Genomic DNA, 26559 nt, shown 5'->3' on the forward strand with positions numbered 1-26559 from the left:
TCCGGTACGGTATCAGGCGCGTGTCGACAGGCTGCAGGCTGATCTGGTTACCGCTACGCACAACATCGACAACCTGAAAGCACAGTTGTCGGAAGCGGTCGCCAATACCACCCGTGTATCTGCTGAACGTGACCGTCTGTATAAAGATTATCAACGCTATTTGAAAGGCAGTCAGGCGAAGGTTAACCCGTTCTCTGAAAGCGATATCGATAACGCTCGGCAAAACTATCTGGCACAGGATGCGCTGGTCAAAGGCTCGGTTGCAGAACAGACGCAGATTCAGAGCCAATTAGACAGTATGGTCAACGGTGAGCAATCTCAGGTTGCGTCCCTACGTGCCCAGCTTGCCGAGGCTAAATACAATCTTGAACAGACGGTAGTTCGTGCCCCCAGCAGCGGTTATGCCACGCAGATTTTAATTCGTCCGGGGACTTACGCAGCAGCATTACCTTTGCGTCCGGTAATGGTGTTTATTCCTGAACAAAAACGGCAAATCGTGGCGCAATTCCGCCAGAACTCGCTGCTGCGCCTTAAACCAGGCGATGAAGCGGAAGTGGTGTTTAACGCGCTGCCTGGTCAGATTTTCACCGGCAAGCTGACCAGTATTCTTCCTGTCGTTCCGGGTGGTTCTTATCAGGCGCAGGGCGCATTACAGTCCTTAACGGTGGTGCCGGGTACCGATGGCGTGCTGGCCACGATTGAGCTGGATCCGAATGCCGATGTGGATGCGCTGCCGGACGGTATCTATGCCCAGGTCGCAGTCTATTCCGACCATTTCGCCCACGTGTCGGTAATGCGTAAAGTACTGCTGCGCATGACCAGTTGGATGCATTACCTTTATTTGGATCATTGAGACCGTCATCACCTGCCATTTTCAGTGACCTGAGCCATACTAAGCGGTGCCCCACTATCATTGGGCACCGCTTTTTTGTTGGCAAAAAGGACCCGGCATGAAACTCATTGGCAGCTATACCAGCCCTTTTGTGCGTAAAATTTCGATTCTGTTACTGGAAAAGGGCATCACCTTCGAATTTGTGAATGAACTTCCCTACAACGCGGATAGCGGGGTGGCGCGCTATAACCCGTTAGGTAAAGTACCCGCGTTGGTCACCGATGCGGGCGAGTATTGGTTCGATTCGCCGATCATCGCGGAATATATTGAGCTACTGGATATCGCGCCAGCGATGCTCCCGCGTGACCCGATGGCAGCGCTTAAAGTTCGCCAGCTTGAAGCGTTGGCTGACGGCATTATGGATGCAGCGTTGGTTTCTGTACGCGAACAGGCGCGCCCGGCGGCGCAACAATCGGAAACGGAACTGCTGCGCCAGCGGGAAAAAATCAACCGCAGCCTGGATATGCTCGAAAGTTATCTGAGCGACGGGACGCTAAAAACGGATACGGTCAATCTGGCGACTATCGCGATTGCCTGTGCGGTAGGCTATCTCAACTTCCGCCGGGTCGCGCCTGGCTGGTGTGTTAGCCGCCCCCACCTGGTCAAACTGGTCGAAACGCTTTTTCAACGCGAAAGCTTTGCCCGCACCGAAGCGCCAAAGGCTTGACGCGCATTATGTCCGCCTGAGCAAACTCACGTTACAATCCCCCTTATGTCGATATCCCTCTCCCGCCAGGAGAGGGCCACCAACAGCCAGGCATTTTCATGACAAGCGAAACGCGTACACTCTACAGCCAGCTTCCTGCTATCGATCGCTTATTGCACGATAGCGCTTTTCTTTCTCTGCGCGATCGGTATGGCCATACCCAGGTGGTTGATCTGCTTAGGCGGATGCTTGACGACGCGCGCGACGTCATCCGGAATACGCAAACGCTTCCCGACTGGTACGCAGACTGGGCGCAAGAGGCGAAACTCCGGCTGGAAAATGCGGCGCAAAGCGCGCTGCGCCCGGTGATTAACCTGACGGGGACGGTGCTGCACACCAATCTTGGCCGCGCATTGCAGGCGCAAGAAGCGATTGAGGCGGTAACGCAGGCGATGCGCGCGCCGGTGACGCTGGAATACGATTTAGATGGCGCCGGGCGGGGGCATCGCGACCGGGCGCTGGCGACGCTGTTATGCCGAATCACCGGGGCGGAGGACGCCTGTATCGTCAATAACAATGCGGCGGCGGTATTGCTGATGCTGGCGGCGACAGCCAGCGGCAAAGAGGTGGTGGTTTCGCGTGGCGAGCTGGTCGAAATCGGCGGCGCGTTTCGTATTCCGGATGTTATGCGCCAGGCGGGCTGTACGCTGCATGAAGTGGGCACCACCAACCGGACGCACGCGAAAGATTACCGTCAGGCGGTAAATGAAAATACCGGGCTGTTGATGAAGGTGCATACCAGTAATTACAGCATTGAGGGCTTTACCAAAACGGTAGAGGAAGCGGAACTGGCGGAAATCGGGCGAGAGCTGGATATTCCGGTGGTGGCGGATCTGGGCAGCGGTTCGCTGGTGGATTTAAGTCAATATGGCTTACCCAAAGAGCCGATGCCGCAGCAGCTCATTGCCGCAGGCGTCAGCCTGGTAAGCTTCTCCGGCGATAAGTTGCTGGGCGGGCCGCAGGCCGGGATCATCGTCGGCAAAAAAGCGATGATTGCCCAACTGCAAAGCCATCCGCTGAAACGCGCTCTGCGCGCGGATAAAATGACGCTGGCGGCGCTGGAGGCAACGTTACGTCTGTATCTGCACCCGGAAGCGTTGGCGGAGAAATTACCCACCCTGCGTCTGTTAACTCGCAGTGAAGCGTCGATTCGCGAACAAGCGCAGCGGTTACAGGCGCGGCTGGCGGCACGTTACGGCGATGAATTTGCGCTGGAGGTTAAACCCTGCCTGTCGCAAATCGGCAGCGGTTCATTACCAGTAGACCGCCTTCCCAGCGCCGCCATGACCTTTACCCCGCACGACGGGCGCGGTAGTCGGCTGGAGGCGCTGGCGGCCCGCTGGCGCACGCTGCCTGTACCGGTCATTGGCCGAATTTATGATGGCCGTTTATGGCTGGATATGCGCTGTCTTGAAGACGAAAGCCGGTTTATGGAGATGATGCTGAAATGATTATTGCAACTGCCGGACACGTAGACCACGGTAAAACGACGTTGCTCCAGGCGATTACCGGAGTCAATGCCGATCGCCTGCCGGAAGAGAAAAAACGCGGGATGACTATCGATCTGGGTTACGCCTATTGGCCGCAGCCGGATGGTCGTGTGCTGGGCTTTATCGATGTGCCTGGGCATGAAAAATTCCTCTCTAACATGCTGGCGGGCGTAGGCGGTATCGATCACGCTTTGCTGGTGGTCGCCTGTGATGACGGCGTCATGGCGCAAACGCGCGAGCATTTACAGATCCTGCAACTGACGGGCAATCTCCAGCTCACCGTCGCGCTGACCAAAGCCGATCGCGTGGATGAGGCGCGTATCGGTGAAGTACGTGAAGAGGTACTGGCGGCGCTCGGCAACTATGGCTTCGCCGATACCGTTTTATTTGTCACCGCCGCCAATGAAGGACGCGGTATTGCAGAACTTCGCGCTCATTTACAGCAGCTTCCTGCACGTTTGCACGCCGCGCAGCATCGCTTCCGTCTGGCTATCGACCGTGCGTTTACGGTGAAAGGGGCGGGACTGGTGGTGACCGGAACGGCGCTGAGCGGAGAGGTGAAGGTAGGTGATACGCTGTGGTTAACCGGAGTAAATAAACCGATGCGGGTGCGTAGCCTGCACGCACAAAATCAGCCTACCGACCATGCGCACGCCGGGCAACGTATTGCGCTCAATATTGCGGGCGATGCGGAGAAGGAACAGCTTAACCGCGGCGACTGGCTGCTTTCCGATGCGCCGGTGGGGGAAGCTTTTTCCCGGGTGATCGTTTCTCTGGCGCTTCATGCGCCGCTTTCCCAATGGCAGCCGCTACATATTCACCATGCCGCCAGCCATGTGACCGGTCGCGTCTCTTTGCTGGAAGGCGGGCTGGCAGAGCTGATCTTCGATACGCCGTTGTGGCTGGCCGATAATGACAGACTGGTGCTGCGTGATATTTCCGCACGTGCCACCCTTGCCGGCGCACGCGTGGTGACGCTTAAGGCGCCGCGTCGCGGTAAACGTAAACCAGATTATTTGCACTGGCTTTCAACGCTTGCCGACGCGCAGGACGATAGCGCGGCGTTGGCCATTCATCTGGAACGCGGCGCCGTCAACCTGCCGGATTTCGGTTGGGCGCGTCAGCTTAATCCTCTCGGTATGCGTCAGCTTATTGAGCAACATGGTTTTATCCAGGCCGGAGACAATCTGTTAAGTGCGCCCGTCGCCGCCCGCTGGCAGCGTAAGATTCTTGATACGCTGGCGACCTACCACGAACAGCACCGCGATGAACCGGGGCCGGGACGCGAGCGTTTACGCCGCATGGCCCTGCCAATGGAAGATGAAGCGCTGGTCCTGATGCTGATCGAGCGGATGCGCGATGACGGCCTGATTCATAGCCATCACGGTTGGTTGCATCTGCCGGATCATAAAGCGGGATTTAGCGATGAGCAGCAGGCCGTCTGGCAAAAAGTTGAACCGCTATTTGGCGATGAGCCCTGGTGGGTACGCGATCTGGCGAAAGAGACCGGAACGGAGGAACAATTGATGCGGCTGGTGCTGCGGCAGGCGGCACAGCAAGGCATCATTACCGCGATCGTAAAAGATCGGTACTATCGTAACGATCGGATTGTCGCTTTCGCCAATATGATCCGCGAGCTGGATCAAGAGAGAGGATCAACGTGTGCGGCGGATTTTCGCGACAGGCTGAATGTAGGGCGGAAACTGGCCATTCAGATCCTTGAATATTTTGACCGGATTGGATTTACACGACGTCGTGGGAATGATCATTTATTACGTGATGCGTTATTATTTCCGCAAAAAGAATGAAATGGTTAAATTAAATCAGAAATGAATCAATACAATTATTGAGTTGATTTATAAAAGCACATCAGGAAATTAACCTAATGTGCTTTTTATTTTTCTGACTTCTTAAAATAGTCATCGTGATCATATTATTAGGATAATTTCACCCGTATTCTTCGCACCTTATTCTGGTAATTAAGGACAGTATAATGGCAGCTTCAACGTTTTTTATTCCTTCCGTGAATGTAATTGGTGCCGATTCATTAAAGAACGCAATGAATACGATGGCGGAATATGGTTTTCGCCGTACATTAATTGTTACGGATGCTATGCTGACAAAATTAGGGATGGCGGGTGATATTCAAAAAGCGCTACAGGAACGTGATATTTTTAGCGTGATTTATGATGGTACGCAGCCTAACCCTACCACCAGCAATGTGGCAGCTGGGTTGAAGCTTCTGAAAGAAAATGGCTGCGACAGCGTTATCTCGCTGGGCGGCGGTTCCCCGCACGACTGTGCGAAAGGTATCGCTCTGGTGGCGGCGAATGGCGGCGATATTCGTGACTATGAAGGCGTTGACCGCTCCGCGAAACCGCAGTTGCCGATGATTGCGATTAATACGACCGCCGGCACCGCGTCTGAAATGACCCGTTTTTGTATCATCACCGACGAAGAACGTCATATTAAAATGGCTATCGTCGATAAACACGTTACGCCGCTGCTCTCTGTCAACGACTCCTCTTTAATGGTTGGTATGCCGAAATCCCTGACGGCGGCAACTGGTATGGATGCGTTAACCCACGCGATTGAAGCTTATGTTTCCGTTGCGGCAACGCCTATTACCGATGCCTGCGCGCTGAAAGCGGTAACGATGATTGCGGAAAATCTGGTTGTTGCGGTTGAAGAGGGGAGCAATGTCCAGGCGCGTGAAGCGATGGCTTATGCTCAGTTCCTGGCGGGAATGGCGTTTAACAATGCGTCGCTGGGCTACGTTCATGCTATGGCGCATCAACTTGGCGGTTTCTACAACCTACCGCACGGCGTATGTAACGCGGTTCTGCTGCCGCATGTGCAGGTATTCAACAGCCAGGTAGCGGCGGCTCGCCTGCGTGATTGCGCTGCGGCGATGGGCGTCGATGTATCAGGTATGAGCGAGGCGGAAGGCGCGCAGGCGTGTGTGGCGGCCATTCGCCAACTGTCGCAGAAAGTCAACATTCCGGCGGGACTGCGCGAGCTAAACGTGAAGGAAGAAGATATCCCGGTTCTGGCGACTAATGCTCTTAAAGATGCCTGTGGTCTGACGAACCCGATTCAGGCGACTCACGACGAGATTGTGGAAATTTATCGCGCGGCGATGTAACGCTTTTGCCCGGTGGCGCGGACGCTTACCGGGCCTGCGTAGACGATGCAGGCCGGATAAGGCGTAACTCGTTAGCTTCGGGCGAGCTTTTGCTGCGCCAGCCAGACGGCGCCCAGCCTGCCCGCCTGATTTCCCAGTTGGCAGGGCTGAATCGGCACCTGGAGCGCCTCCCACATTTCAAACGTTTCAAGATGCCGCGTCAGGAGCGGGTAGAGCTTTTCCTGTTCGCTTATTCCTCCGCCGATCAGCACCACGCCCGGATCAAACATAGAGATCACGCTGTAAACGCCGCGTGATAGATAACGCGCCCAGTCATTGACCGCCTCACGCAGATGAACATCGGTCGCCATTCGTTCGAAGATCACATCCGCAGGCGGCATCTCTTCGGCAGGCAGCGCCAGCGCCTGGCGGCACGACGCCATTAATCCGCTGGTTGACGCGATTTTATGCATACTTTCGCCATTATTCCCGACCGGCATGACGCCGAATTCACCGGCGTGGAAATGTGCGCCGCGATACAGTTCTCGTCCGACGATAATACCACCGCCAATGCCGGTTCCAATGGTGATACAGACCATGTTTTCATAATGCTGCCCGGCGCCTCGCCACATTTCGCCCAGCGCCGCGCAGTTCGCGTCGTTCTCCACGACCAGCGGCAGATCGGTTAGCCCGCTGAACAACTCCATCAGGTTGACGTCATCCAGGTAAGCCAGCGCGCCCGCTTTTGCCGCATGACCGTTATGGGGATTAATATGGCCGGGGAAACTGACCCCGATTGCCGCAATGTCATAGTCCTGTTGGCAACGCGCCACCACATCCTGCCATTTGCGGGTAAACGTGGAGGCGTCCTCTGGCGTATCGAATTGATGATGGGTTAATTCTTCGCCGTCACTGTTAATCACGCCATATTTGACGTGAGTTCCTCCCACATCAATGCCGATATATTGCTGCATAGTGTTCTCCGTACGTTAAACAGGCACCTGTTTAGTATGGCTAAAACCAGACGGAGAAACGTAAAGGAAAGTAATTCGTGATTGCTGTCGTAAAGCGGGAAACCATTGGCGAAAAATTCACCAGTACCGTCTACCCTTGTGGAGTACCTTTACAATAAGGAGTTGGTCATGACGAACAATCCCCCTTCAACACGTATTCAGCCAGGTGAATACGGGTACCCACTGAAGTTAAAAGCCCGCTATGACAATTTTATTGGCGGTGACTGGGTTGCGCCCGCCGACGGCGAATATTATCAAAACCTGACGCCAGTGACCGGCCAGCCGCTATGTGAAGTCGCTTCCTCCGGTAAAAAAGATATCGATTTAGCGCTCGACGCCGCGCATAAGGCGAAAGATAAGTGGGCGCATACGTCAGTACAAGACCGTGCCGCTATCTTGTTTAAGATCGCCGATCGGATGGAACAAAACCTCGAACTGTTGGCGACAGCGGAAACCTGGGATAACGGTAAACCGATTCGTGAAACCAGCGCCGCCGACGTACCGCTGGCGATCGATCATTTCCGCTATTTCGCCTCCTGTATACGTGCGCAGGAGGGCGGGATCAGCGAAGTTGATAGCGAAACCGTGGCCTACCATTTTCACGAACCGCTTGGCGTCGTGGGGCAGATAATCCCGTGGAACTTTCCGTTGTTGATGGCAAGCTGGAAAATGGCGCCAGCGCTGGCGGCGGGTAACTGCGTGGTGCTTAAACCGGCACGCCTGACGCCGCTTTCCGTTCTGCTGTTAATGGAAGTCATTGGCGATCTGTTACCACCGGGCGTCGTCAACGTCGTGAACGGCGCGGGCGGCGAGATCGGCGAATATCTGGCGACCTCGAAACGTATCGCGAAGGTGGCGTTTACCGGTTCGACGGAAGTGGGTCAACAGATCATGCAGTACGCCACGCAGAATATTATTCCGGTGACGCTGGAGTTAGGCGGCAAATCGCCAAATATCTTCTTTGCTGACGTGATGGATGAGGAAGATGCGTTCTTTGATAAAGCGCTGGAGGGATTTGCCCTGTTTGCCTTTAACCAGGGCGAGGTGTGTACCTGTCCAAGCCGTGCGCTGGTCCAGGAGTCCATCTATGAGCGCTTTATGGAACGCGCTATTCGCCGGGTGGAGAGCATTCGCAGCGGGAACCCGCTAGATAGCGGTACACAGATGGGGGCGCAGGTCTCTCACGGCCAGCTTGAGACTATCCTCAATTATATCGATATCGGTAAAAAAGAGGGGGCCGATATTCTGACCGGTGGGCGACGCAAGGAGCTGGATGGCGAACTTAAAGAGGGCTATTACCTTGAGCCTACCATTCTGTTTGGTAAGAACAATATGCGCGTCTTTCAGGAGGAGATCTTTGGCCCGGTGCTGGCGGTAACCACCTTTAAAACCATGGAGGAGGCGCTGGAAATCGCTAACGATACCCAATACGGCCTCGGCGCCGGCGTCTGGAGCCGCAACGGCAATCTGGCCTATAAGATGGGGCGCGGCATTCAGGCCGGGCGCGTATGGACCAACTGCTATCACGCCTATCCGGCACATGCTGCGTTCGGCGGCTATAAGCAGTCGGGCATCGGGCGCGAAACGCATAAGATGATGCTGGAACACTACCAGCAAACCAAGTGCCTGCTGGTGAGCTATTCCGATAAGCCGCTGGGGCTGTTCTGACGCAAGAGGTAATGCCCGATGGCACTTCGCTTATCGGGCCTACCGCGTTGATATTAGCCTGGTGGTAATGTCTGATGGCGCTTCGCTTATCAGGCCTACAAAAATTCATCGCAATTTACTGATATTGCAAATCTTGTAGGCCGGATAAGGCGCAGCCGCCATCCGGCACAGTATTACCGCTCGTTAACCCAAATCCGCATTTCGCCCTCGCCACGGTTGGCCCAGCTAAACCACGGAATGAACGTTAGCGTCTGCGGCTGGCGCGATGACGGCGCGTTATCGTAGTGCCACAACGCCTGATGCTGCGCATCTGGGGCGCTTTGCTTCTCGCCTTCAGCCTGAATCAGCATCTTATGCGCAAAAAGCCCTTTGCCCTCAAAGACCCGGAATTCACTCTCTTTCGGTAACCACAGATTATGCAGTTCTTCGCCGTTATCGGCCTGCTCAAGGCAATAGACCAGTGGCCCGCGCTGAATGGCGACCTTACCGGCGACGTGACGCGCCAGCGGATTGCCATACACGCGGCGAACCGGCATCGGCAGCGTCAGGGTTATCGTATCGCCCTCCTGCCAGGTCCGACGGATATGCAGATAACCTTTGCGAATATCCTGCTCCACTTCCAGCCCGTTGAGCGTCACTTTTGCCTCAGGGCACCAGTCCGGCAGACGTAGCGCCAGCGTGTGACGTACCGGCTGCACAGAGTCGATGGCGATCTTCACCTGCTCATGCCACGGGTAGTTCCCGCTGATTCGCAGTTTGAGCGCGCCATTTTCAACGGGTATTTCCATGCTGTTACCCACGTACATATTGATGTACAGCGCATCCGCACGCGGCGTGTAGATGTAGTGACCAAGGGAGGTGAGCACGCGGGCGATGTTCGGCGGGCAGCAGGCGCAGCCAAACCAGCGCTGGCGGATGGGCTTAACGTGATCGTAAATATGGTTGAATTTTAACGATTTTGGATGCACTTCCAGCGGGTTGACGTAGAAGAAATGCTTGCCATCCAGCGCCATACCACCGAGGACGGTGTTGTACAGCGCGCGCTCCATCACGTCGGCGTACTGGCTATCGGCTTCCATTTCCAGCATCCGGCGGGCGAACATCATCAGGCCGATTGAAGCGCAGCTTTCCGCATAGACCGAATCATTCGGTAAATCGTAATCGCTGCTAAAGGCTTCGCCGCTGCTCTGTGAACCGATGCCTCCGGTGATATACAGCTGACGCTGCGCCATATTTTTCCACAGGCGCAGGCAGTCCTGGCGTTTGCCTTCATCGTTGCTCAGGCGAGCGAGATGCGCCACGCCAGTCATCAGATAGACAAAACGTACCGCGTGGCCAATGGCCGTCTGCTGCTGCGAAATTGGCAGATGCGCCTGGCTGTAGGCTTTGTCTTTGACCATCCACGCCGGGCCGTAGGTATGCCAGTAAGAGGTTTGGCCGCGTTTTTCGTACTCTTCGTCGTAGAAGTGCGGTTGGGTGCCGCGCTGCCCGATAAAGTAGCTTGCCAGCATCATATAGCGCGGCTGCTCTGTTACCTCATACAGACGCATCAGCGCCAGCTCAATTTCCGGGTGGCCCGGATAGCCGTGCAGCTGATTTTCGCCAGGGCCGAAAGTGCTGTCGATATGATCGGCCAGGCGACAAACGACGTCTAGCAGCCGACGCTTGCCGGTGGCCTGAAAGAAGGCGACGCCCGCTTCAATCAGATGCCCGGCGCAATAAAGCTCATGGCACTCCGCCAGGTTGCTCCAGCGTTCTTGCGGGGCTTTTGCCGTAAAGTACGTATTGAGATAGCCATCGTCACACTGCGCGGCGGCCACCAGTTCAATCACCTCATCGGCGGTTTTCTCAAGCGCGGGATCGGGCTTCTGGCACAGTGACCAGGCAACCGCTTCCAGCCATTTCGCCACGTCGCTGTCCTGAAAGACCATGCCGTAAAAGTCGCCCGTCTGCTGGCCTGCGGCAATGCGGAAATTTTCAATGGCATGGCTGGGTTCAGCCTCTGGAATACGATCGTTTAACGCATCCCACTGGTAAGGAATAACCACATCGCGAACCAGTTGTTGATACTGTCCGAGGAACGGATCGCTGACCGTCAGTTTATGCAGATCGACTTCCAGTACGTTCATTTCGTGCTCCTTAAGGCTGTAGAGGTCATAGATATTCCTCGCTGACGGGGTATTTTATGGCAGTAATTTTTATTTTCGCGTTATGACCTGATTCATTTTGCCCGGATAGCGGTGAGCGACAAGGCGATAAAAGAGTAAAAAAAGATGACGATTCCGACCCGTATTTAAAAATGTGAGATGGATCGAGTGAAATGACTATTTTTAGTTAATAATCAAAAGGTAATATGAAATACGGTGCTGAATGAGCGGGAAATGACATATTAATGCTCGAATTATCCATAACATTACCGATTAAAGTCCAAAACGGCGGATTATTTATTTCTCGCGGCATTGGGCGTCATCCTGCCAGGCGTCTACAATCGTGGGAAATTATATTTGTGGAAAAAGGCTGCCTGAAAATTCAGGAAGAAGAATGTGTTTTCTGTGTCGACGCCGGGGAAAGCCTGTTGCTTTGGCCGCATCGCCGCCATATTGGCGTTGAGGAGTTTCCCGCCGATCTTAAATTTTACTGGCTCCATTTTGAGGTCAAAGCGCCGGACAGCGACCCGCGCTGGCTGACGCATCTTTCCGTGCCGCAGCATACCCAGGTTGCCGATCCGCAGGCGCTGATTGCGCTTTTTCGCCAGTTTATGAACGAGCAGGAAAAGCACCAGCGCAGCCCGGCGCTGGAGTTCATCGTGCTGCTGATTTTGCAGCAGCTCACTGTTGACGCCCGGCAGAATGAAAACGCCGAGGCCGCTGGCGTGTCGCTGGCCTGGAAAGTGCAGCAGCTGATTCGAACGCACTATCACCTGCCGCTTTCCAGCTCGGTTCTGGCGAAAGAACTGCATTGCAATGTGGATTATCTGGGACGCGTTTATCGGCGGGTATTTCACCTTACGCTAACGGAAGCCATCCACCGCCAGCGGGTGCGCGAGGCGGAAAAGTTGCTGATTAGCGACGCGCGTTCGTTAAAAGAGGTGGCGGAGCGGTGCGGTTTTAATGACGTTGGTTACTTTCGCCAGATCTTCCGCAAGCACACCGGCCTGACGCCTACCGCCTGGAAGCGGCGCTACAGTAAGGAACACGTTAATTCTTGAGTATAATCTTTGGCCCTCTGACAACGCGGTTGCAAACTGAATGCCCGATGGCGCTTTGCTTATCGGGCCTACAAGAGTTCATCACAACGTATTGATATTGCAAATCTTGTAGGTCGGATAAGGCGCAGCCGCCATCTGACACAGGCTGTGGCTGCCGGCATTACTGCCCGTAATAGGCATTCGCGCCGTGTTTACGCAGATAATGTTTATCGAGCAATTCCGGCTGCATATCCGGTAGCTGCGGGGCCAGCTGGCGCGAGAACAGCCCCATATAGGCACACTCCTCAAGCACCACGGCGTTGTGGACGGCATCGGCGGCATTTTTACCCCAGGCAAACGGGCCGTGCGAATGAACCAATACCGCCGGGATTTGCGCCGGATCCAGACCGCGCTCTTCAAAGGTTTTAATAATCACCTCGCCGGTCTGATACTCGTACTCGCCGTTAATTTCCTCAACGGTCATCAGTCGGGTACAGGGGATCGCGCCATAGAAATAGTCGGCGTGGGTGGTGCCCCAGGCGGGCAGATCGAGCCCGGCCTGCGACCAGATCGTCGCATGGCGGGAATGGGTATGCACGATCCCACCGATTTGCGGATAGCGGCGATAGAGCGCCAGATGGGTCGCGGTATCTGACGACGGTTTTTTGTTGCCTTCAACGACCTTACCGCTGGCGATCTCTACCACCACCATATCGTCGGCGGTCATCACCTCATATTCGACGCCGGAAGGCTTAATGACCATCAGCTTGCGCGTCTCATCGACCGCGCTGACGTTGCCCCAGGTAAAGGTGACCAGCCCGTGCGCCGGGAGGGCCAGGTTGGCCGCCAGCACCTCGGCTTTCAGTTGCTCTAACATGTGAAACCTCCTTCCTGCATCCGTGATTCAATCCAGCGGCGGGCCTGGATAATTTCCAGCACCGGCTCGCTGGCTTTCTCTGTCCACATCTCAATCAGAAATGAACCGCGATAGTTCAGCTCATGCAGCGTTTTGAAGATGCCGACAAAATCAACGCATCCTTCGCCAAACGGCACGTCGCGGAACTGGCCGGGGCTGTCACCGGTCACTGGCAGCGTGTCTTTCAGGTGGATAGCGGCGATACGGTCGATACCCAGCTTCAGCTCGGCGGTCACGTCGTTCCCCCAGGCGCTGAGGTTGCCGACGTCTGGATAAACGGTGAACCACGGTGACGAAAGCATCTCGTCCCACTTTTTCCACTTGCTGATGGAGTTCATAAACGCGGTATCCATGATTTCCACCGCCAGCATCACCTGCGCCGCTGCGGCCTGTTCCACCGCCCACGCCAGCCCTTCGGCGAAACGTTGCTGGGTGCCTTCGTCGTGTTCTTCGTAATAGACGTCGTAACCCGCCAGCTGGATGGTGCGGATCCCCAGGTCGCGCGCCAGACGGATGGCTTTGGTCATGATTTCACGCGCCCGCTGGCGTACCGCTTCGTCGCGGCTGCCAAAAGGGAAACGGCGATGGGCGGAGAGACACATCGACGGGATGGCGACGCCGCTTTCCAGCATCGCGTTCACCAGCGAAGCGCGTTGGGCCGAGGTCCACTCCAGGCGTGAGAGACGTTCGTCGGTTTCATCCACCGACATCTCAACAAAATCAAAACCGCAGCTTTTTGCCAGCACCAGCCGCTCCGGCCAACTGAGGTCTTTCGCCAGCGCTTTCTCGTAAATACCTAATGGATGATTACGCATGCTTTTCTCCCCAAATGGCGTCAATTTGGGCGTGGAATTCGGCTGCGACCTGCGCCGGATGGGCGGCACCCGCCAGCGCACGTCCGGCGATAAATGCCTTAACGTTAATGTCGCGGAACAGCGGCAGATCCACTGGGGTAATGCCGCCGGTAATCGATAGTTCAAGGCCGATGTCGGACAACGCTTTCATGCGCATCAGATCCGCTTCGCCCCACTGCTGCCCGCTGGCCTGCGCATCGCGTCCGCGGTGGTAAATCGCCTGGCGAACCCCGACGCGATACCAGTCTCGGGCGTCGTCCAGCGTCCAGTTGCCGAACAGTTCCATTTGGATTTCACCGCCGCAGGATTGCGCGACGGCATGGCCTTTCTCGACGGTTGCGAGCGGCGCAGCGCAGATGATAGTCATCCAGTTAGAGCCAGCGCTAAAAGCCTGCTGCGCCAGGGTTTCACCGGCATCGGCCACTTTCCAGTCGGCGACGATGATTTTTTCCGGGCACTGCGCTCGCAGGGCTTTCACCGCGCTAAGGCCTTCGGTTAAACAGAGGATGGTGCCAGCCTCAACGATATCGACATGATCCTGTAGCAGGGCGACATCGCGCTGGGCTGCTTCCAGACTGGTGTGGTCGAGCGCCAGTTGCAGTAATGGTCGGCTCATAATGCGTGCTCCTTAATACGGGCGTGATAGCCCTGTAGTGCTTCAATCAAATCCTGGTATTGGCGGTATTTGCGCTGGTAGAGGGCGTGTGCGGTCATGTCCGGCAGCAGCGTGCGCACCGGGTGCCGGAGGTCGCGTTGGGCCTCGCGGAAATTGCGATATACGCCGGTGCCGACGCGGGCAGCCAGCGCCGCGCCGAAGCAGCCGGTCTCCTCCACCTGCGGCAGCTCAATGCGCAGGCCGCTGACGTCCGCCAGCATCTGCATCCAGACGTCGGAGTGGGCCGGTCCGCCGGTAACGCGCAGGGCGCAAACGTCGGTAAAGCGTTCACGCATGCGGTTGAGGTGGGTCATATGGCTGAAGACCACGCCTTCATAAATCGCCTGCAGCAGATGGGCGCGGGTGTGCAGCGCCTGCATGCCGTAAAAGCCGCAGGTCATCTCCAGCCCGGCATTGCTGCCGTAGAGAAACGGCAGAAAAAAGAGGTCGCTACCGGCTTTCGGCAGGCTGGCAACCGCCTGGTTGATCTCATCAAAAGAGAGGTCGCCCCACTGGGCGGTGAACCATTCAAGGTTGCCGGAAGAGGTCGGGCTGGCTTCGTGAACGATATACTGCCCGTCATTGACGTAGCGGCCATAGACGTAAGGGTGGGCCTCATGGTCGCGCAGGCCGTGAGCGATGCCGCTGGTGACGGCCCAGGTACCCATCACCGCATTGAGGGTCGATTCATCCTCAATACCGGCGCAAAGGGCGGTGGAAACCACGTCAAACAGGCCGCCGACGACGGGGGTACCCGCCGCCAGACCGGTGATGGCGGCTGCCTGAGCGGTGATCTCCCCGCATATTTCGGCTGAACCCACCACGGGGGGCAGCGCGCTATCGATTTCACTGATGCCCAGCCACTCGGTCAGACGCGGGTCGTACTGGCCCGTCGCCATGTTGTAGAGGTTGGACTCGGAGATGTTGCTCTCCTCACAGCCTTTCACGCCGGTTAAGCACCAGCGCAGATAGTCATGCGTCATCATGACGCAGCCTATCTGCGCGTAGCGCTGCGGCTCATTCTCTTTTACCCAGCGTAAAAGGGAGACCGGATGCCCGGTCCATAGAGTTTGTCGGGTCAGCGGGTAGAGTTTTTGCGGAACCGCTTCTTTTTGCCAGCGCTGGACAATTTCCATGGCGCGACGGTCGGAAGAGAGTATCGCTTTACCTAATGGCCGATCGCTTTTATCTAACAGGAACAGGCCCTTACCCTGAGCGGAAATACCCAGACCGCGGATTTGTGAGCCGCTCACCCCCGTGTGCGCCAGCAGTTTGCTGATGACCGAGCCGCACTGTTGCCACAGTTCGGTCATATCGCGTTCAACCCAGCCTGGCTGCGGGCTTAAAGCGTGCAGCGGCAGGCGTTGTACCGCTACTTCCCGGCCTGCGCCATCGTACAACCCGGCTTTTAGCCAACTCCCACCACAATCTAACCCCAGCCAGTAATTGCTCATGACTTATTGCACCTCGTCCACGGCTTTCAGGAGGTCAGCGCCCTGCGGGTTGTCTTTCAGGAACATATCGCGCACCTGGCTGCCCAGCGCATCGCTGAAGGCTTTACGGTCGATATCGGTCAGGACTTCAACTCCGGCTGCTTTCATGCCATCGATAATTTTTTGCTGATCTTCGGCGACCAGTTTGCGCTGGTAGTCACCCGCTTCTTTAGCGGAACTCAGCAGTGCCTCCTGGAGCTGCGGGCTTAAAGCGTCGAATTTAGCTTTATTGATCACCAGCAGCAGAGGCGAATAGGCGTGATGAGTGAGGGAGAGGTATTTCTGTACCTCATAGAATTTCGCTGACCACACGACGTTGATAGGGTGTTCCTGGGCATCAATCGTACGGGTTTCGAGGCCGGTATAGACTTCGGAGAATGGCATCGGAATAGGGTTCGCGCCGAAGATTTTAAAGGCCGCGATATTCATTGGGCTGTTGTTAGTGCGGATTTTTAAGCCTTTCAAATCGCCCGGCGTTTTTACCGGCGCGCGGGAGTTGGTGACGTCGCGCCAACCGTTTTCCCAGTAGGCGAGGACTTTTAACCCTTTTGAATCGAGTGATTTTTTCAGTTCATCGCCGACTTTGCCGTCGAGCGTTTTATGCGCATGCGCGGTATCGCGAAACAGGAAGGGGACATCAAGTAAGTTGAATACAGGGGCCAGACCGGTGAAATTGTTCGAACCGGACATTTCCATATCAATGGTTCCGCCGCGCACCCCGCTGATCATTGCCTGGGCGTTACCTAATGTGCTGTCAGGAAAGAGTTTTAGCGTTAATTCGCCGTTAGTTTTTTCTTTTAATAGTTCGTTAAATTTTTTCGCGGCAATATGTTGGGAGTCAGTTTGCGGTGTTTCATAACCAAAACGTAAAGATTGCGCCGCCAGAGACGACACGCTGAAAACCGTCAGACCAGCTATCAATAATGAACGAGCAATAACGTGTAATTTCATAATATTATCCTTTAATTAATCCATTTAAGCGGTGTGATAATTAGCTCGGGAATAAAAATAAATAAAACCAGCAGCGACATCAGGACGACAACGTAAGGGAATACGCCTCTTACCGCGTCATCAAATTTCAATTTTGCTACCCCGGAAATAACGTTGAGGACGTTGCCAACGGGCGGTGTGATTAATCCAATAGAGCAGTTAATAATGAACATGACGCCGAAATAAATCGGGTCAATATTGGCTTCTTTAACTAATGGCAATAATACAGGGGTAAGAATTAACACCGTTGGCGTCAAATCCATCACCATACCGACGACCATAATTGAGATCATAATGACGATAAATAAGAGTCGCGGAGAGTCGACCAGCGGCTGCAGCAAATCTGACACCATCATGGGTAATTCCGCGATCGTAATCAGCCAGGCGGATACCTGGGCTGCGGCCACCAGAAACATGACGACTGACGTCGTTTTGGCGGCATTGACCAGCACGTGGTAGAGACTGGAAAACGTTAATTCCCGATAGATAACCACGGCGACAAACAGGGCGTAAAACGCGGCGACCGCCCCTGCCTCCGTTGGCGTGAAAAGTCCGGAACGGAAGCCGCCGATAATAATCACCGGTAGAAACAGCGCCCAGATACCTGAAACCAATGATTGCCAGATTTCACGCGGTGTTGCTTTGGGCTGAGAAGGGAGATTTAATCGCCCGGCCTGCCACCACCAGGTGAGCATAAGCGCCGCGCCCATCATGATGCCCGGTGCGATCCCGGCCATAAACAGCTTGCTGATCGACAAGCCGCTGGAAACGCCGAAGATAATAAAAGGAATCGAGGGGGGAATAATTGGCGCAATGATCCCGCCGGAAGCGATTAACCCAACGGAGCGGTTGATCGGGTAGTTTGCGGAGCGCATCATCGGCACCAGCAGCGCGGCGACCGCAGCGGTATCTGCTACCGCAGAGCCGGAAAGGCTGGCCATAATCATTGCCGCAATAACGCCCACGTAGCCCAGGCCGCCGGGCTTATGGCCGACCAGCTTCATCGGCAGGTCGACAATTCGCTTTGACAGGCCGCCCGCGTTCATGATTTCACCGGCCAAAACAAAAAAGGGAATGGCCAGTAGGGAGAAACTGTCCGCGCCGTTAACCAGGGTTTGCGCCATAATCTGCACGTCAAACATATCCAGGTATGCCATCAGAGCAGCGCCGCAAAGCAGCAGCGACCAGGCGATGGGTAAACCTATCGCGATCCCGCCGAGCAGGCAGCAGAGAAATATCACCACGGCCATGATTAGGCTCCTTGCTGTGGTTGTTGAAAGGAATCGTTATGCGTTATTAAGTGATAAAGCCGACGCAGCTCGATTAACGCGATGGCAACGCTTGTGGGCAGACAGGCGATATACATCAGGCCGATCGGTAAACCGAGGATTGGCGAGTGATCGCTCCAGTCCTGCAGTGCTTTTTGTAGGCTGCCCCAGCCTAATGCGAGGCATAACAATAAAATCAGTGAATGCGTCAGCAGCGAGAGACGACGCTGATTCGCTGGCGAAAGTTTTTCCACCACAAAAGTGACCTGAACGTGAGCGTTATCCATAAATGCAACGATGGCGCCAATAAACGTCAGCCATACAAATAGATAACGTGATAGTTCATCTACCGACAAAATACTGCTCTCAAAACCGTAACGTAAAATAACGTTAATAAATACAATGCAGGAAAGTACGGCAATTAATACCGCAAGTATGCCCTCAAGTACCCGCTTCATAACGACTCCATCAGGTTATAGAAACTTATCTCTTTCGATGCTGAATAGTGGAACTTAATTTCTTATGTTTGGTTTATATTAGGTCGGCGCAACGTTGAGTTGCAGGCCGAGGATTAAGGTGATGATGTTTAATTCAGGTTAGCGGCGTGTGGCCTTTTTCATCATGTTAATACCATCGCGTAATATATTGATGCGGTGATTAATATCGGCGCTGGCATTGATTTCCAACAATTTAATACCGGTAAACTGCAACAGTTCGGGAGCTGCGGCGGTAATCAGTTCTTGAACATGTTTCTCCGTCATCAGGCTTTGTGGACAGAAAGGTGCAAACGGAGCATGGAGGTCCTGCCATTCGCCGTATTCTCCATCCAGCGTTGTACCGGAGAACATCAGCGCCCCGAGTTTTCCAGCCTGTTTGGCCTGCTGCGTGTGGATCAGCGGTAGAGAGGTATCCCGCCCTTCAATAGCGGAGCGCGCCCAGTTAATACAGACGCTTATGTCATAGTCGGCAATAGTTTCCAGTACGTTTACCAACGGTAAGAATCCTTTGCGCGGTGCGGGGCCGGTCATCGCGTCGCAGTGTTCAAGCACCAGGTCGCAGGACCAGTCCCAGTTGGCAATCTCTTTTAATGAGCGCGCAAAGGCGTCGGTTGCCTGCGCTACGTTCGGATTGCCCGCCAGCGGGGCGGCGTGAAGCTCAAGGGCTATGACTTTGCCGGTATTGTTCCCATTGATTTTATTGATCTTCTGATGCAGATGACGATAGTACTCCACGCAGGCTTTACGCTGTTCCTCGTCACTGGACGCTAATCCAAAACCGCCGTTTTCGCTACGGCGGCGCATGGTTTCCATTATCGCGGTGACCACGATTTGCCAGTTCCCTGGTGTATGACGCAATAACCACTCGTCGCCGAGCGGGTGAAGATGTTCAAGACAAGGCTGCTCCAGCCCCCGGATATCCGGAGTATCAGAGAGTTGCCGCCAGAATTCCGTCTCTTCCTCTTCACTCTTCTGGTGAAATGAGGGTGCACAAGGGTACGCACCGATAATATAACCGGTATTATTTTTCATTTTGTGCTCCAGTAAACTCTATTTTATAAAACGTCTATGGCGACTTTTACGACTATTTTCCGTATCGGCGTAGCAATGCTTTTATTACAACCTGGACGATGAACATCCTGCGGGAAAAACAGGGCATAACTTCCCGGTATCATTTCAATGAATGATTCATGTTCACTGTCGTGATAAAAAATAATATCGCGCTGTTCTAATAATGACTCGCTGATTTGATTATTACCGGTATCAATGGCAACCCCAATTTTCTCTTCACCCCATGCCAGAAACTGAATATCCAGATAGCGGCGATGGACTTCCGGACGATTTTCAGCAGCATCGCGGGTGGTCATATCGATAATCTGCGCGAAGATATTTTTGCCGTCGATTTCCACTACGCCGGGTTCCAGCGTGCGAAAGTCGGTATTGCGCAGGAAATCGAGCGCCTGCTCTATGGCCGACGGTAGTCGGCACGGATTAGGCTGCGCGATATGTCCAAAAATCATGATGTGGCTCCTTACAGCGCCTGAATTTTGGCCCAGACGCTGTCGTCAATGGTGATACCGTGACGGCGGTTGTCATCCAGCAATTTGGTAAATTCGTGGCCGGGCAGCCGAATCGCGACGTTGTCGTCGGCGCGTTCAGCAGTGGTGATGAAATCCATAATCCGCTGCAGTTTGGCATCGCGGGTTGCGCCATCGATCAGCTTATCCACTTCTATGGCGATGAAAATCTGCGAAACGCCATATTCATCGCTGTTTTCCTGGGTCACTTCGGCAACGGAAGAGCCGTTGGAAAGCAGGGTGGCAATCATGTCCAGCACAATCGACAGACCAGATCCTTTCCAGTAACCCATTGGTAAAATGCGGCGATTTTTCTCGATAACGCCCGGTTCTTTGGTCAACTGACCGTTATCGTCGAAACCGCCGTCCACCGGCAGTTCGCGGCCCGCCAGACGGTTAACTTCTAACATCCCGTAGGAGAACATCGACATCGACATATCTACCATCGTGATCGGCGTAGACGGGATGGCGACGATCAGCGGATTGGTACCGATACGGCACTCTTTCGCGCCCCACGGCGGCATGACGGCGATGGAGTTGGTCCAGCAAATGCCGATATAGCCTTTTTCCGCCGCCTGCCAGCCGTAGCTGCCGCCGCGCATCCAGTGGTTAGCATTACGTAACGCCACCAGGCCAATACCATGATCGGAAGCCAGCTCGATGGCCCGGTCCATCATCTTTTTCGCCGTCAGGTTGCCGATGGCGCGCTGAGCATCCCACTGTTCGATGGCGCCGAGGCTGGTAACCCGCTGCGGTTTAGCATCAGGAATAATGTCGCCGTTATCCAGTTGCTGGATGAAGCGGGGAAAGCGGTTCACGCCGTGGGAATAGACACCGGACTCGGTGGTGCGAGCGAACATTTCCGCGCAGGCGTCGGCGGTATCTTCCGCAATATTCCGCGACCGCAAGACGCGGTAGAAGGCCCCTTTTAACTCTTCGAAAGTTACTTTCATCCCTGTTCTCCTGGTCGATTGTTAGAAATTTTAGTATGTTTTTTTGTCGATAAATTTCATAATACGAAATGTAGTTCCAAATATATAGATCAAAAATTGACATGGCAACGCCAGAGAAGGTTTTTAAAAACGATTAAAATCATCGGGTTATGTTTTTTATGCTGATATCGTGAACTGCAACACACTTTGAGCTACCATCTGATCGCCCAAGAAAGGAGAGAGTTTTCTGATGAGCCAGAACAACGATAAAGAGAAGCCTGCGGGGAGTCAGAGCCTGTTTCGTGGCCTGATGTTGATAGAAATTTTGAGTAACTACCCGAACGGTTGCCCACTGGCGCACCTGTCGGAGCTGGCGGGGTTGAACAAGAGTACCGTCCATCGTTTGTTGCAGGGGCTTCAATCCTGCGGATACGTGACGCCAGCGCCGGCGGCCGGAAGCTACCGTCTGACGACAAAGTTTATTGCCGTCGGCCAAAAAGCCCTGTCATCGCTGAATATCATCCACGTTGCGGCACCGCACCTTGAGGCGCTCAACCTGGCCACCGGCGAGACGGTGAATTTTTCCAGCCGTGAAGATGATCACGCTATCCTGATTTATAAGCTGGAACCGACCACCGGTATGCTGCGCACGCGTGCCTACATTGGCCAGCATATGCCGCTGTACTGCTCGGCGATGGGGAAAATTTATATGGCGTTTGGTCAGCCGGATTATGTGGCGTCTTACTGGGAAAGCCATAAAGATCAGATCCAGCCGCTGACTCGCAACACCATTACCGATTTACCAGCAATGTACGATGAGCTGGCGCAAATTCGTGAAACCAGCATGGCGATGGACCGCGAAGAAAATGAACTGGGCGTCTCCTGTATTGCTGTGCCTGTGTTTGATATTCACCATCGGGTGCCTTACGCCATTTCTATTTCACTGTCGACGTCACGGCTAAAACAGATCGGCGAGAAAAATCTGCTCAAACCGTTGCGTGAAACCGCACAGGCTATCTCTAATGAGCTGGGATTTACCGTTCGCGAATAAGACAGCTCGCCAGGTTTTATCAGGCATCTGACAAAATTTGTCCGTTTGCGTAGTGGGATCAAAGCGGCGGGGAATGGCTCTCTGGCATTCTGGCGTTTTAACGCAGGGGGAGAACAATGAACCGGTTTATTATGGCGGATGCGTCGGCGTGTATCGGGTGTCGTACCTGCGAGGTCGCCTGCGTGGTGTCGCACCAGGAACAGCAGAATAGCGCGGCGGTGACGACGGCGGACTTTGTGCCGCGTATCCGGGTGATAAAAGAGGATAGCTTCACCACGGCCACGGTCTGCCATCAGTGTGAGGACGCGCCGTGCGCGAATGTCTGCCCGGTACAGGCGATTCGCCGTGATCGGGGGCATATCTTCGTGACGCCATCGCGCTGCATTGGTTGTAAAAGCTGTATGCTGGCTTGCCCATTTGGCGCGATGACCGTGGTGGCGTCCGCGTCAGGCGCGCAGGCGATTAAATGCGATCTTTGCTGGCATCGTGAAGCGGGGCCGGCGTGCGTGGAAGCCTGCCCGACCAGTGCGTTACAGTGCGTTGACGCAGCACACGTGCAGCGCCAGCGCCTCTATTCTCAACCTTTCTGAACGTCGTTCCGGCCTGCATGATGGCCGGAATAACCGTCAGCCTTCACGCCAGGCGCGTTCAATCTCTTCTGCCAGAATTTTTACGCCCGCCTCGATTTTGTCCGGTTCAGGCACGTAGTTCATCCGCATACACTGGTGTGTGTGCGGCCAGGGTTTATCCAGCCCGGGAAAGAAATAGTGGCCCGGCACCATCAGCACGCCGCGCGCTTTCAAGCGTTGATAGAGTAGCTCGGTGGTAATCGGCAGATCTTTAAACCACAGCCACAAAAATATTGCGCCTTCCGGTTTATGAATCAGGCAGCGTTCTTCGGATAAATAGCGACGAATGATCGCGATAGTCTGTTGAACGCGCTGATAGTAGAAAGGTTTGATAACCGTTTCCGACAGCCGCAGCAGATCGTTACGCTTAATCATTTCGCACATCATCGCCGGACCCATGCCGCCGGGCGCAAGGCTGATAATGCCGTTCATGTTGGCAATGGCGGAAATCGTCTTATCATTGGCGATGATAATCCCGCAGCGGGAACCGGGCAGCCCCAGCTTCGAGAGGCTCATGCATAGGATAATATTGGGATTCCACAGCGGGCGCGCCTCGCTAAAGATAATGCCCGGAAACGGTACGCCATAAGCGTTATCAATCACCAGTGGGATGTTGTGCTGATTCGCCAGTCTGTCCAGCTTCATCAGCTCTTCGTCGGTGATAACGTTACCGGTTGGGTTGGTCGGGCGCGAGACGCAAATCATCCCCGTTTCTTCGCCGATGTGCAGATGCTCAAAATCGACGTGATACTTAAACTGGCCTTCCGGCAGCAGCTCAATATTCGGGCGCGCCGAAACGAAGAGGTCGTCTTCCAGACCGGAATCCGCATAGCCGATGTATTCCGGCGCAAGCGGGAATAGTACCTTTTTCGTACTGCCGTCGGCGCGACGTCCGGCGAAGAGATTAAATAAGTAGAAAAACGCGCTCTGACTGCCATTTGTCAGCGCAATATTCTGTGGTTCGATATCCCATCCCAGCGTTTCACGTAGCAGTACGGCCAGTGCATTCAGTAGCGCCGTTTTTCCCTGGGGACCGTCATAATTACAAAGCGCATCAGCGGCTTTGCCGCTTTCTACCATATCTGTCAGTAGCGTCTGGAAATAATCCTGCATTGCAGGGATATGTGCCGGGTTACCGCCGCCAAGCATGATGGCGCCTGGCGTGCGTAAGCCGTCGTTGAGATCCTCCATCAGGCGGGTAATGCCTGAATGGCGGGTAAATTTATCGCCGAAAAGTGAAAATGTCATAACGGGTGATCTATCGAACTGTCTGTCAAAGTGGATAACCATAACGCTACAAATGGCGGGGCGCAAATGAGGGTCAGGCGGTAGTATTGATGTTTTATGCTACAAATTTTTATCAGGTTAGTTTTTTATTTTGAAGGGGCTACCGGTACGCGAGGGGGACCGGTAGCGCCACGATTAGCGGCGGCCCGCCCAGACGACCATCACCGTATCGTCGCCGTACTGGCGTACAAAACCGTACCCGTGTTTTAGCGTCAGCGTGGTTTGTTGGCCTGCGCCGATGGCGGGATGTCTGGCGCGGAACTGGCTAATACGCTGCCAGTGCGCGACGGCTGCGGCTGACTTTCCGCTCACGTCCTGCCAGTTCATATCTGAACGGGTGCCTTGCAGCGGGTCGGAGCCGGTGGGGCCGAAGGGACGAGAGGATTCATCGCCGTAAAAGATCTGCACCGCGCCCGGCGAAAGCAGCAGCAGTTCCGCCGCCTTATCACCGCCCTCACGGAAAAGGCGCGTATCATGCGAGGAGAGGTAACTTAATACGTTGAAATCCTGCATTTTATCCGCCATCTGCTGCCAGACTGGCCCCATTTCCGCCAGGCAATCGACCGCTTTCGCCGCCTGCTCCTGATAATCAAAATTGATCATCGCGTCGAAACCATAGCGATAATAATCACTTTTCATGACGCCGTGGCCCCACGCTTCGCCAGTCATCCAGAACGGGCTATCATCCAGCGCTTTGTCCGGATTGGCCTGCTTCCATTCACGTAACGCCGCGCTGGCCTGGGTTTTTAGCTGTTGCCAGGCAGGAAGCTCAACGTTTTTGGCAGTATCGACCCGGAACCCGTCAATGCCGTAATCATGCACCCACTGGCTTAACCAGTGAGTCAGATAATCCCGTGGCGTATAGCCCTCAATGAACTTTGCTTTAGTATCGGGTTTGTTGGCATAGAACGCGGGTAGGCCGGAAGGCGTGGCAGATTCCGTTTTTATATCCGGCAGGAAGGCCAGCGACAGGGTTAAATCGTCAAATCCCGGACTGTCGTAGTCGCCAATATCGGTACGAATCCACTTTTTCCCCCACCATTTTTCCCAGGCGGCGCTGTCGCTGAAGTTGATGTAGTCGTTAAAGCTGTGCCAGCTTTGTCCGGCGGCGGGTCGCCAGTTTGTCCAGCGATCGCCGAGAATTTTTTGCCGTTCCGCGCCGGATAAATAGAGCGCGCCAAACTGATACTCCTGCATATCCTCCAGCGTAGCGTAACCGGCATGATTCATTACTACGTCAAATAAAATACGGATGCCGCGCTGGTGCGCGCCGTCGACCAGCGCGCGGAGATCGGCTTCGTTGCCCATATTGGCATCCAGCGTCGTCCAGTCCTGAGTGTAATAGCCGTGATAGGCGTAATGAGGAAAATCGCCTTTTGCTCCGCCGCCGACCCAGCCGTGGATCTGTTCAAACGGCGAGCTTATCCACAAGGCGTTCACGCCTAATTGCTGTAGATAGTCCAGTTGACTCGTCAACCCGCGCAAATCGCCGCCGTGGAAAGTGCCAATCTCTTGCATACCATCCTTATGGCGACCATAGCTGTGGTCGTTGGTTGCATCGCCATTGCGAAAGCGATCCGTAAGCACAAAATAAACGGTGGCGTTGCGCCAGTTAAAAGGCGCTGATGCATGGGTTTCCGCGCGTTCCAGCAATAAAAGCCCGTGGCTGTCGGCAGGTTGCAGCGTGATTTGCCCGTTTTGGACGGTATCGGTTTGACCACTGTAATAATCGCGCACTACCGTCCCTTCCGGAAAGGTCTGGCGAACATCCAGCGTGAGCGGCGAACCATCCCAGACGGGACACTGGTAGGCGAGCTGCGCGGTGCGTTCAGGTTCAGTTTTTATCGATAACAACAGGGTCGGCGTACCGGAGCGGGTATCTACCGTTATCGTATAGTCGCCATCTTTAAACAAACGCCATTGCGGTGGCGCGCCTTCGCAGGGTTTTAACGACAACATTTGGTTGAGTTTTATGGCGCCGGAGGGCTGCCAGCACTGCTGGTCAATATGGAGCGTTAACGCGCGTGTACCTTTTGTTAATGCAGCATGGCTGGTAAAGCGTCCGGTTTCCTGCGTCGAGAACGTCGGAAAACCGGGTGAGGTCCATGATGAGGCGATCGCGATACCGGGTATCAGCGTCAGAGCGAAGGCGGCAAGTTTCATCACGCTATCCTTTGTGGGCAATATTCATCAGCTTGCCTGGTTTTTAGGCGAATGAACTCCTCCCCAGCAGAGAGTCGCGCAGGAGGAGGCGCGAGGGTGAGCGACGAGGCGCAAAAAAACGCCTCTATTTGCGATAAGCACCACATTTTATTGGCATTATTGCTGCC

General features: G+C 54.6%; 23 protein-coding genes. 9 read left to right on the forward strand and 14 right to left on the reverse strand.

Going from position 1 to position 26559, the window contains the following annotated elements:
• The 5 genes from ACLD4F_RS20095 to yiaY all read left to right on the forward strand — a co-directional run.
• Positions 1-853 (forward strand): HlyD family secretion protein (locus ACLD4F_RS20095; protein WP_411011007.1); only part of this gene is annotated, 853 nt, incomplete at its 5' end.
• Positions 854-950: 97 nt separating this feature from the next.
• Positions 951-1559 carry a glutathione S-transferase gene (locus ACLD4F_RS20100; protein WP_000766677.1) on the forward strand — a complete coding sequence of 203 codons (609 nt, stop codon included), beginning with the start codon at positions 951-953 and terminating at the stop codon, positions 1557-1559.
• A 98-nt stretch (positions 1560-1657) separates the two neighbouring features.
• Positions 1658-3049, forward strand: coding sequence for an L-seryl-tRNA(Sec) selenium transferase (gene selA / locus ACLD4F_RS20105; RefSeq protein WP_000200188.1), 1392 nt, complete (start codon positions 1658-1660; stop codon positions 3047-3049).
• Positions 3046-4896, forward strand: a complete 1851-nt coding sequence (gene selB, locus ACLD4F_RS20110) for a selenocysteine-specific translation elongation factor (RefSeq protein WP_172496451.1) — start codon at positions 3046-3048, stop codon at positions 4894-4896. Before selA ends, selB begins: the two co-directional genes overlap by 4 nt.
• A 185-nt stretch (positions 4897-5081) precedes the next feature.
• Complete coding sequence (yiaY, locus tag ACLD4F_RS20115) at positions 5082-6233, forward strand: L-threonine dehydrogenase (protein WP_061377055.1); 1152 nt, start codon at positions 5082-5084, stop codon at positions 6231-6233.
• A 71-nt stretch (positions 6234-6304) separates the two neighbouring features.
• Here yiaY and ACLD4F_RS20120 read toward each other — a convergent pair whose 3' ends face one another.
• The gene (locus tag ACLD4F_RS20120) at positions 6305-7186 is read right to left on the reverse strand and encodes an ROK family protein (protein ID WP_001188273.1); all 882 of its coding nucleotides are present in this window, start codon (positions 7184-7186) and stop codon (positions 6305-6307) included.
• Positions 7187-7354: 168 nt separating this feature from the next.
• Here ACLD4F_RS20120 and aldB point away from each other — a divergent pair, with 168 nt between their 5' ends.
• A complete protein-coding gene (gene aldB, locus ACLD4F_RS20125; RefSeq protein WP_000183988.1) occupies positions 7355-8893 on the forward strand; it encodes an aldehyde dehydrogenase AldB in 1539 nt (512 codons plus the stop codon).
• 173 nt (positions 8894-9066) lie between these two features.
• Here aldB and ACLD4F_RS20130 read toward each other — a convergent pair whose 3' ends face one another.
• The gene (locus tag ACLD4F_RS20130) at positions 9067-11022 is read right to left on the reverse strand and encodes a glycoside hydrolase family 127 protein (protein WP_001650977.1); all 1956 of its coding nucleotides are present in this window, start codon (positions 11020-11022) and stop codon (positions 9067-9069) included.
• A 263-nt stretch (positions 11023-11285) separates the two neighbouring features.
• On the opposite strand from ACLD4F_RS20130, the gene ACLD4F_RS20135 reads away from it, so the two are divergent.
• Positions 11286-12101 (forward strand): helix-turn-helix domain-containing protein, encoded by an 816-nt coding sequence (locus ACLD4F_RS20135; RefSeq protein ID WP_039591147.1) that lies wholly within the window; start codon positions 11286-11288, stop codon positions 12099-12101.
• Between the two features lie 160 nt (positions 12102-12261).
• On the opposite strand, the gene araD is transcribed toward ACLD4F_RS20135, so the two are convergent.
• The 10 genes from araD to yiaK form a co-directional block, all read right to left on the reverse strand.
• Complete coding sequence (gene araD / locus ACLD4F_RS20140) at positions 12262-12957, reverse strand: L-ribulose-5-phosphate 4-epimerase (RefSeq protein ID WP_000893174.1); 696 nt, start codon at positions 12955-12957, stop codon at positions 12262-12264.
• Positions 12951-13811: an L-ribulose-5-phosphate 3-epimerase gene (locus ACLD4F_RS20145; RefSeq protein WP_001244035.1), complete on the reverse strand. Its 861-nt coding sequence runs from the start codon at positions 13809-13811 to the stop codon at positions 12951-12953. The genes araD and ACLD4F_RS20145 overlap by 7 nt, the downstream gene beginning before the upstream one ends.
• Positions 13804-14466: a 3-keto-L-gulonate-6-phosphate decarboxylase UlaD gene (gene ulaD, locus ACLD4F_RS20150; RefSeq protein WP_079944116.1), complete on the reverse strand. Its 663-nt coding sequence runs from the start codon at positions 14464-14466 to the stop codon at positions 13804-13806. The genes ACLD4F_RS20145 and ulaD overlap by 8 nt, the downstream gene beginning before the upstream one ends.
• Positions 14463-15959, reverse strand: a complete 1497-nt coding sequence (locus ACLD4F_RS20155) for an FGGY-family carbohydrate kinase (RefSeq protein ID WP_079944117.1) — start codon at positions 15957-15959, stop codon at positions 14463-14465. The genes ulaD and ACLD4F_RS20155 overlap by 4 nt, the downstream gene beginning before the upstream one ends.
• Before the next feature lie 3 nt (positions 15960-15962).
• A complete protein-coding gene (gene yiaO / locus ACLD4F_RS20160) occupies positions 15963-16949 on the reverse strand; it encodes a 2,3-diketo-L-gulonate TRAP transporter substrate-binding protein YiaO (protein ID WP_000766340.1) in 987 nt (328 codons plus the stop codon).
• An 11-nt stretch (positions 16950-16960) separates the two neighbouring features.
• Entirely contained in the window at positions 16961-18238 is a 1278-nt protein-coding gene (gene yiaN / locus ACLD4F_RS20165; RefSeq protein WP_000301822.1) for a 2,3-diketo-L-gulonate TRAP transporter large permease YiaN, read from the reverse strand.
• A 2-nt stretch (positions 18239-18240) separates the two neighbouring features.
• On the reverse strand, positions 18241-18714 hold the full coding sequence (yiaM, locus tag ACLD4F_RS20170) for a 2,3-diketo-L-gulonate TRAP transporter small permease YiaM (RefSeq protein WP_000832315.1): 474 nt from the start codon (positions 18712-18714) through the stop codon (positions 18241-18243).
• Positions 18715-18852: 138 nt separating this feature from the next.
• A complete protein-coding gene (locus ACLD4F_RS20175; protein WP_047606889.1) occupies positions 18853-19785 on the reverse strand; it encodes a DUF4862 family protein in 933 nt (310 codons plus the stop codon).
• A 23-nt stretch (positions 19786-19808) separates the two neighbouring features.
• Positions 19809-20273, reverse strand: a complete 465-nt coding sequence (locus tag ACLD4F_RS20180; RefSeq protein WP_000576100.1) for a YhcH/YjgK/YiaL family protein — start codon at positions 20271-20273, stop codon at positions 19809-19811.
• Positions 20274-20284: 11 nt separating this feature from the next.
• A complete protein-coding gene (gene yiaK / locus ACLD4F_RS20185; protein WP_000869008.1) occupies positions 20285-21283 on the reverse strand; it encodes a 3-dehydro-L-gulonate 2-dehydrogenase in 999 nt (332 codons plus the stop codon).
• Between the two features lie 229 nt (positions 21284-21512).
• Between yiaK and yiaJ the strand changes: the two genes are divergently transcribed.
• The gene (gene yiaJ, locus ACLD4F_RS20190) at positions 21513-22313 is read left to right on the forward strand and encodes an IclR family transcriptional regulator YiaJ (protein WP_000081338.1); all 801 of its coding nucleotides are present in this window, start codon (positions 21513-21515) and stop codon (positions 22311-22313) included.
• Between the two features lie 116 nt (positions 22314-22429).
• Entirely contained in the window at positions 22430-22903 is a 474-nt protein-coding gene (locus tag ACLD4F_RS20195) for a 4Fe-4S dicluster domain-containing protein (protein ID WP_001078817.1), read from the forward strand.
• Between the two features lie 36 nt (positions 22904-22939).
• Here ACLD4F_RS20195 and avtA read toward each other — a convergent pair whose 3' ends face one another.
• Complete coding sequence (gene avtA / locus ACLD4F_RS20200; RefSeq protein ID WP_000144379.1) at positions 22940-24190, reverse strand: valine--pyruvate transaminase; 1251 nt, start codon at positions 24188-24190, stop codon at positions 22940-22942.
• A 174-nt stretch (positions 24191-24364) separates the two neighbouring features.
• A complete protein-coding gene (locus tag ACLD4F_RS20205; RefSeq protein ID WP_411011008.1) occupies positions 24365-26392 on the reverse strand; it encodes an alpha-amylase in 2028 nt (675 codons plus the stop codon).
• Between the last annotated feature and the right edge of the window lie 167 nt (positions 26393-26559).

Source organism: Salmonella sp. 741265050_HSA (genome assembly GCF_046569445.1).
GTDB lineage: Bacteria > Pseudomonadota > Gammaproteobacteria > Enterobacterales > Enterobacteriaceae > Salmonella > Salmonella enterica.

Bases quoted from the DNA above. Each gene is read 5' to 3' on its own strand.
- yiaK (WP_000869008.1), bottom strand. From the start codon at position 21,283: ATGAAAGTAACTTTCGAAGAGTTAAAAGGGGCCTTCTACCGCGTCTTG.
- ACLD4F_RS20180 (WP_000576100.1), bottom strand. From the start codon at position 20,273: ATGATTTTTGGACATATCGCGCAGCCTAATCCGTGCCGACTACCGTCG.
- ACLD4F_RS20155 (WP_079944117.1), bottom strand. From the start codon at position 15,959: ATGAGCAATTACTGGCTGGGGTTAGATTGTGGTGGGAGTTGGCTAAAA.
- yiaN (WP_000301822.1), bottom strand. From the start codon at position 18,238: ATGGCCGTGGTGATATTTCTCTGCTGCCTGCTCGGCGGGATCGCGATA.
- ACLD4F_RS20120 (WP_001188273.1), bottom strand. From the start codon at position 7,186: ATGCAGCAATATATCGGCATTGATGTGGGAGGAACTCACGTCAAATAT.
- yiaO (WP_000766340.1), bottom strand. From the start codon at position 16,949: ATGAAATTACACGTTATTGCTCGTTCATTATTGATAGCTGGTCTGACG.
- ACLD4F_RS20130 (WP_001650977.1), bottom strand. From the start codon at position 11,022: ATGAACGTACTGGAAGTCGATCTGCATAAACTGACGGTCAGCGATCCG.
- ACLD4F_RS20135 (WP_039591147.1), top strand. From the start codon at position 11,286: ATGCTCGAATTATCCATAACATTACCGATTAAAGTCCAAAACGGCGGA.
- araD (WP_000893174.1), bottom strand. From the start codon at position 12,957: ATGTTAGAGCAACTGAAAGCCGAGGTGCTGGCGGCCAACCTGGCCCTC.
- ACLD4F_RS20195 (WP_001078817.1), top strand. From the start codon at position 22,430: ATGAACCGGTTTATTATGGCGGATGCGTCGGCGTGTATCGGGTGTCGT.
- ACLD4F_RS20145 (WP_001244035.1), bottom strand. From the start codon at position 13,811: ATGCGTAATCATCCATTAGGTATTTACGAGAAAGCGCTGGCGAAAGAC.
- ulaD (WP_079944116.1), bottom strand. From the start codon at position 14,466: ATGAGCCGACCATTACTGCAACTGGCGCTCGACCACACCAGTCTGGAA.
- yiaM (WP_000832315.1), bottom strand. From the start codon at position 18,714: ATGAAGCGGGTACTTGAGGGCATACTTGCGGTATTAATTGCCGTACTT.
- yiaJ (WP_000081338.1), top strand. From the start codon at position 21,513: ATGAGCCAGAACAACGATAAAGAGAAGCCTGCGGGGAGTCAGAGCCTG.
- selB (WP_172496451.1), top strand. From the start codon at position 3,046: ATGATTATTGCAACTGCCGGACACGTAGACCACGGTAAAACGACGTTG.
- avtA (WP_000144379.1), bottom strand. From the start codon at position 24,190: ATGACATTTTCACTTTTCGGCGATAAATTTACCCGCCATTCAGGCATT.
- aldB (WP_000183988.1), top strand. From the start codon at position 7,355: ATGACGAACAATCCCCCTTCAACACGTATTCAGCCAGGTGAATACGGG.
- yiaY (WP_061377055.1), top strand. From the start codon at position 5,082: ATGGCAGCTTCAACGTTTTTTATTCCTTCCGTGAATGTAATTGGTGCC.
- ACLD4F_RS20205 (WP_411011008.1), bottom strand. From the start codon at position 26,392: ATGAAACTTGCCGCCTTCGCTCTGACGCTGATACCCGGTATCGCGATC.
- ACLD4F_RS20175 (WP_047606889.1), bottom strand. From the start codon at position 19,785: ATGAAAAATAATACCGGTTATATTATCGGTGCGTACCCTTGTGCACCC.
- selA (WP_000200188.1), top strand. From the start codon at position 1,658: ATGACAAGCGAAACGCGTACACTCTACAGCCAGCTTCCTGCTATCGAT.
- ACLD4F_RS20100 (WP_000766677.1), top strand. From the start codon at position 951: ATGAAACTCATTGGCAGCTATACCAGCCCTTTTGTGCGTAAAATTTCG.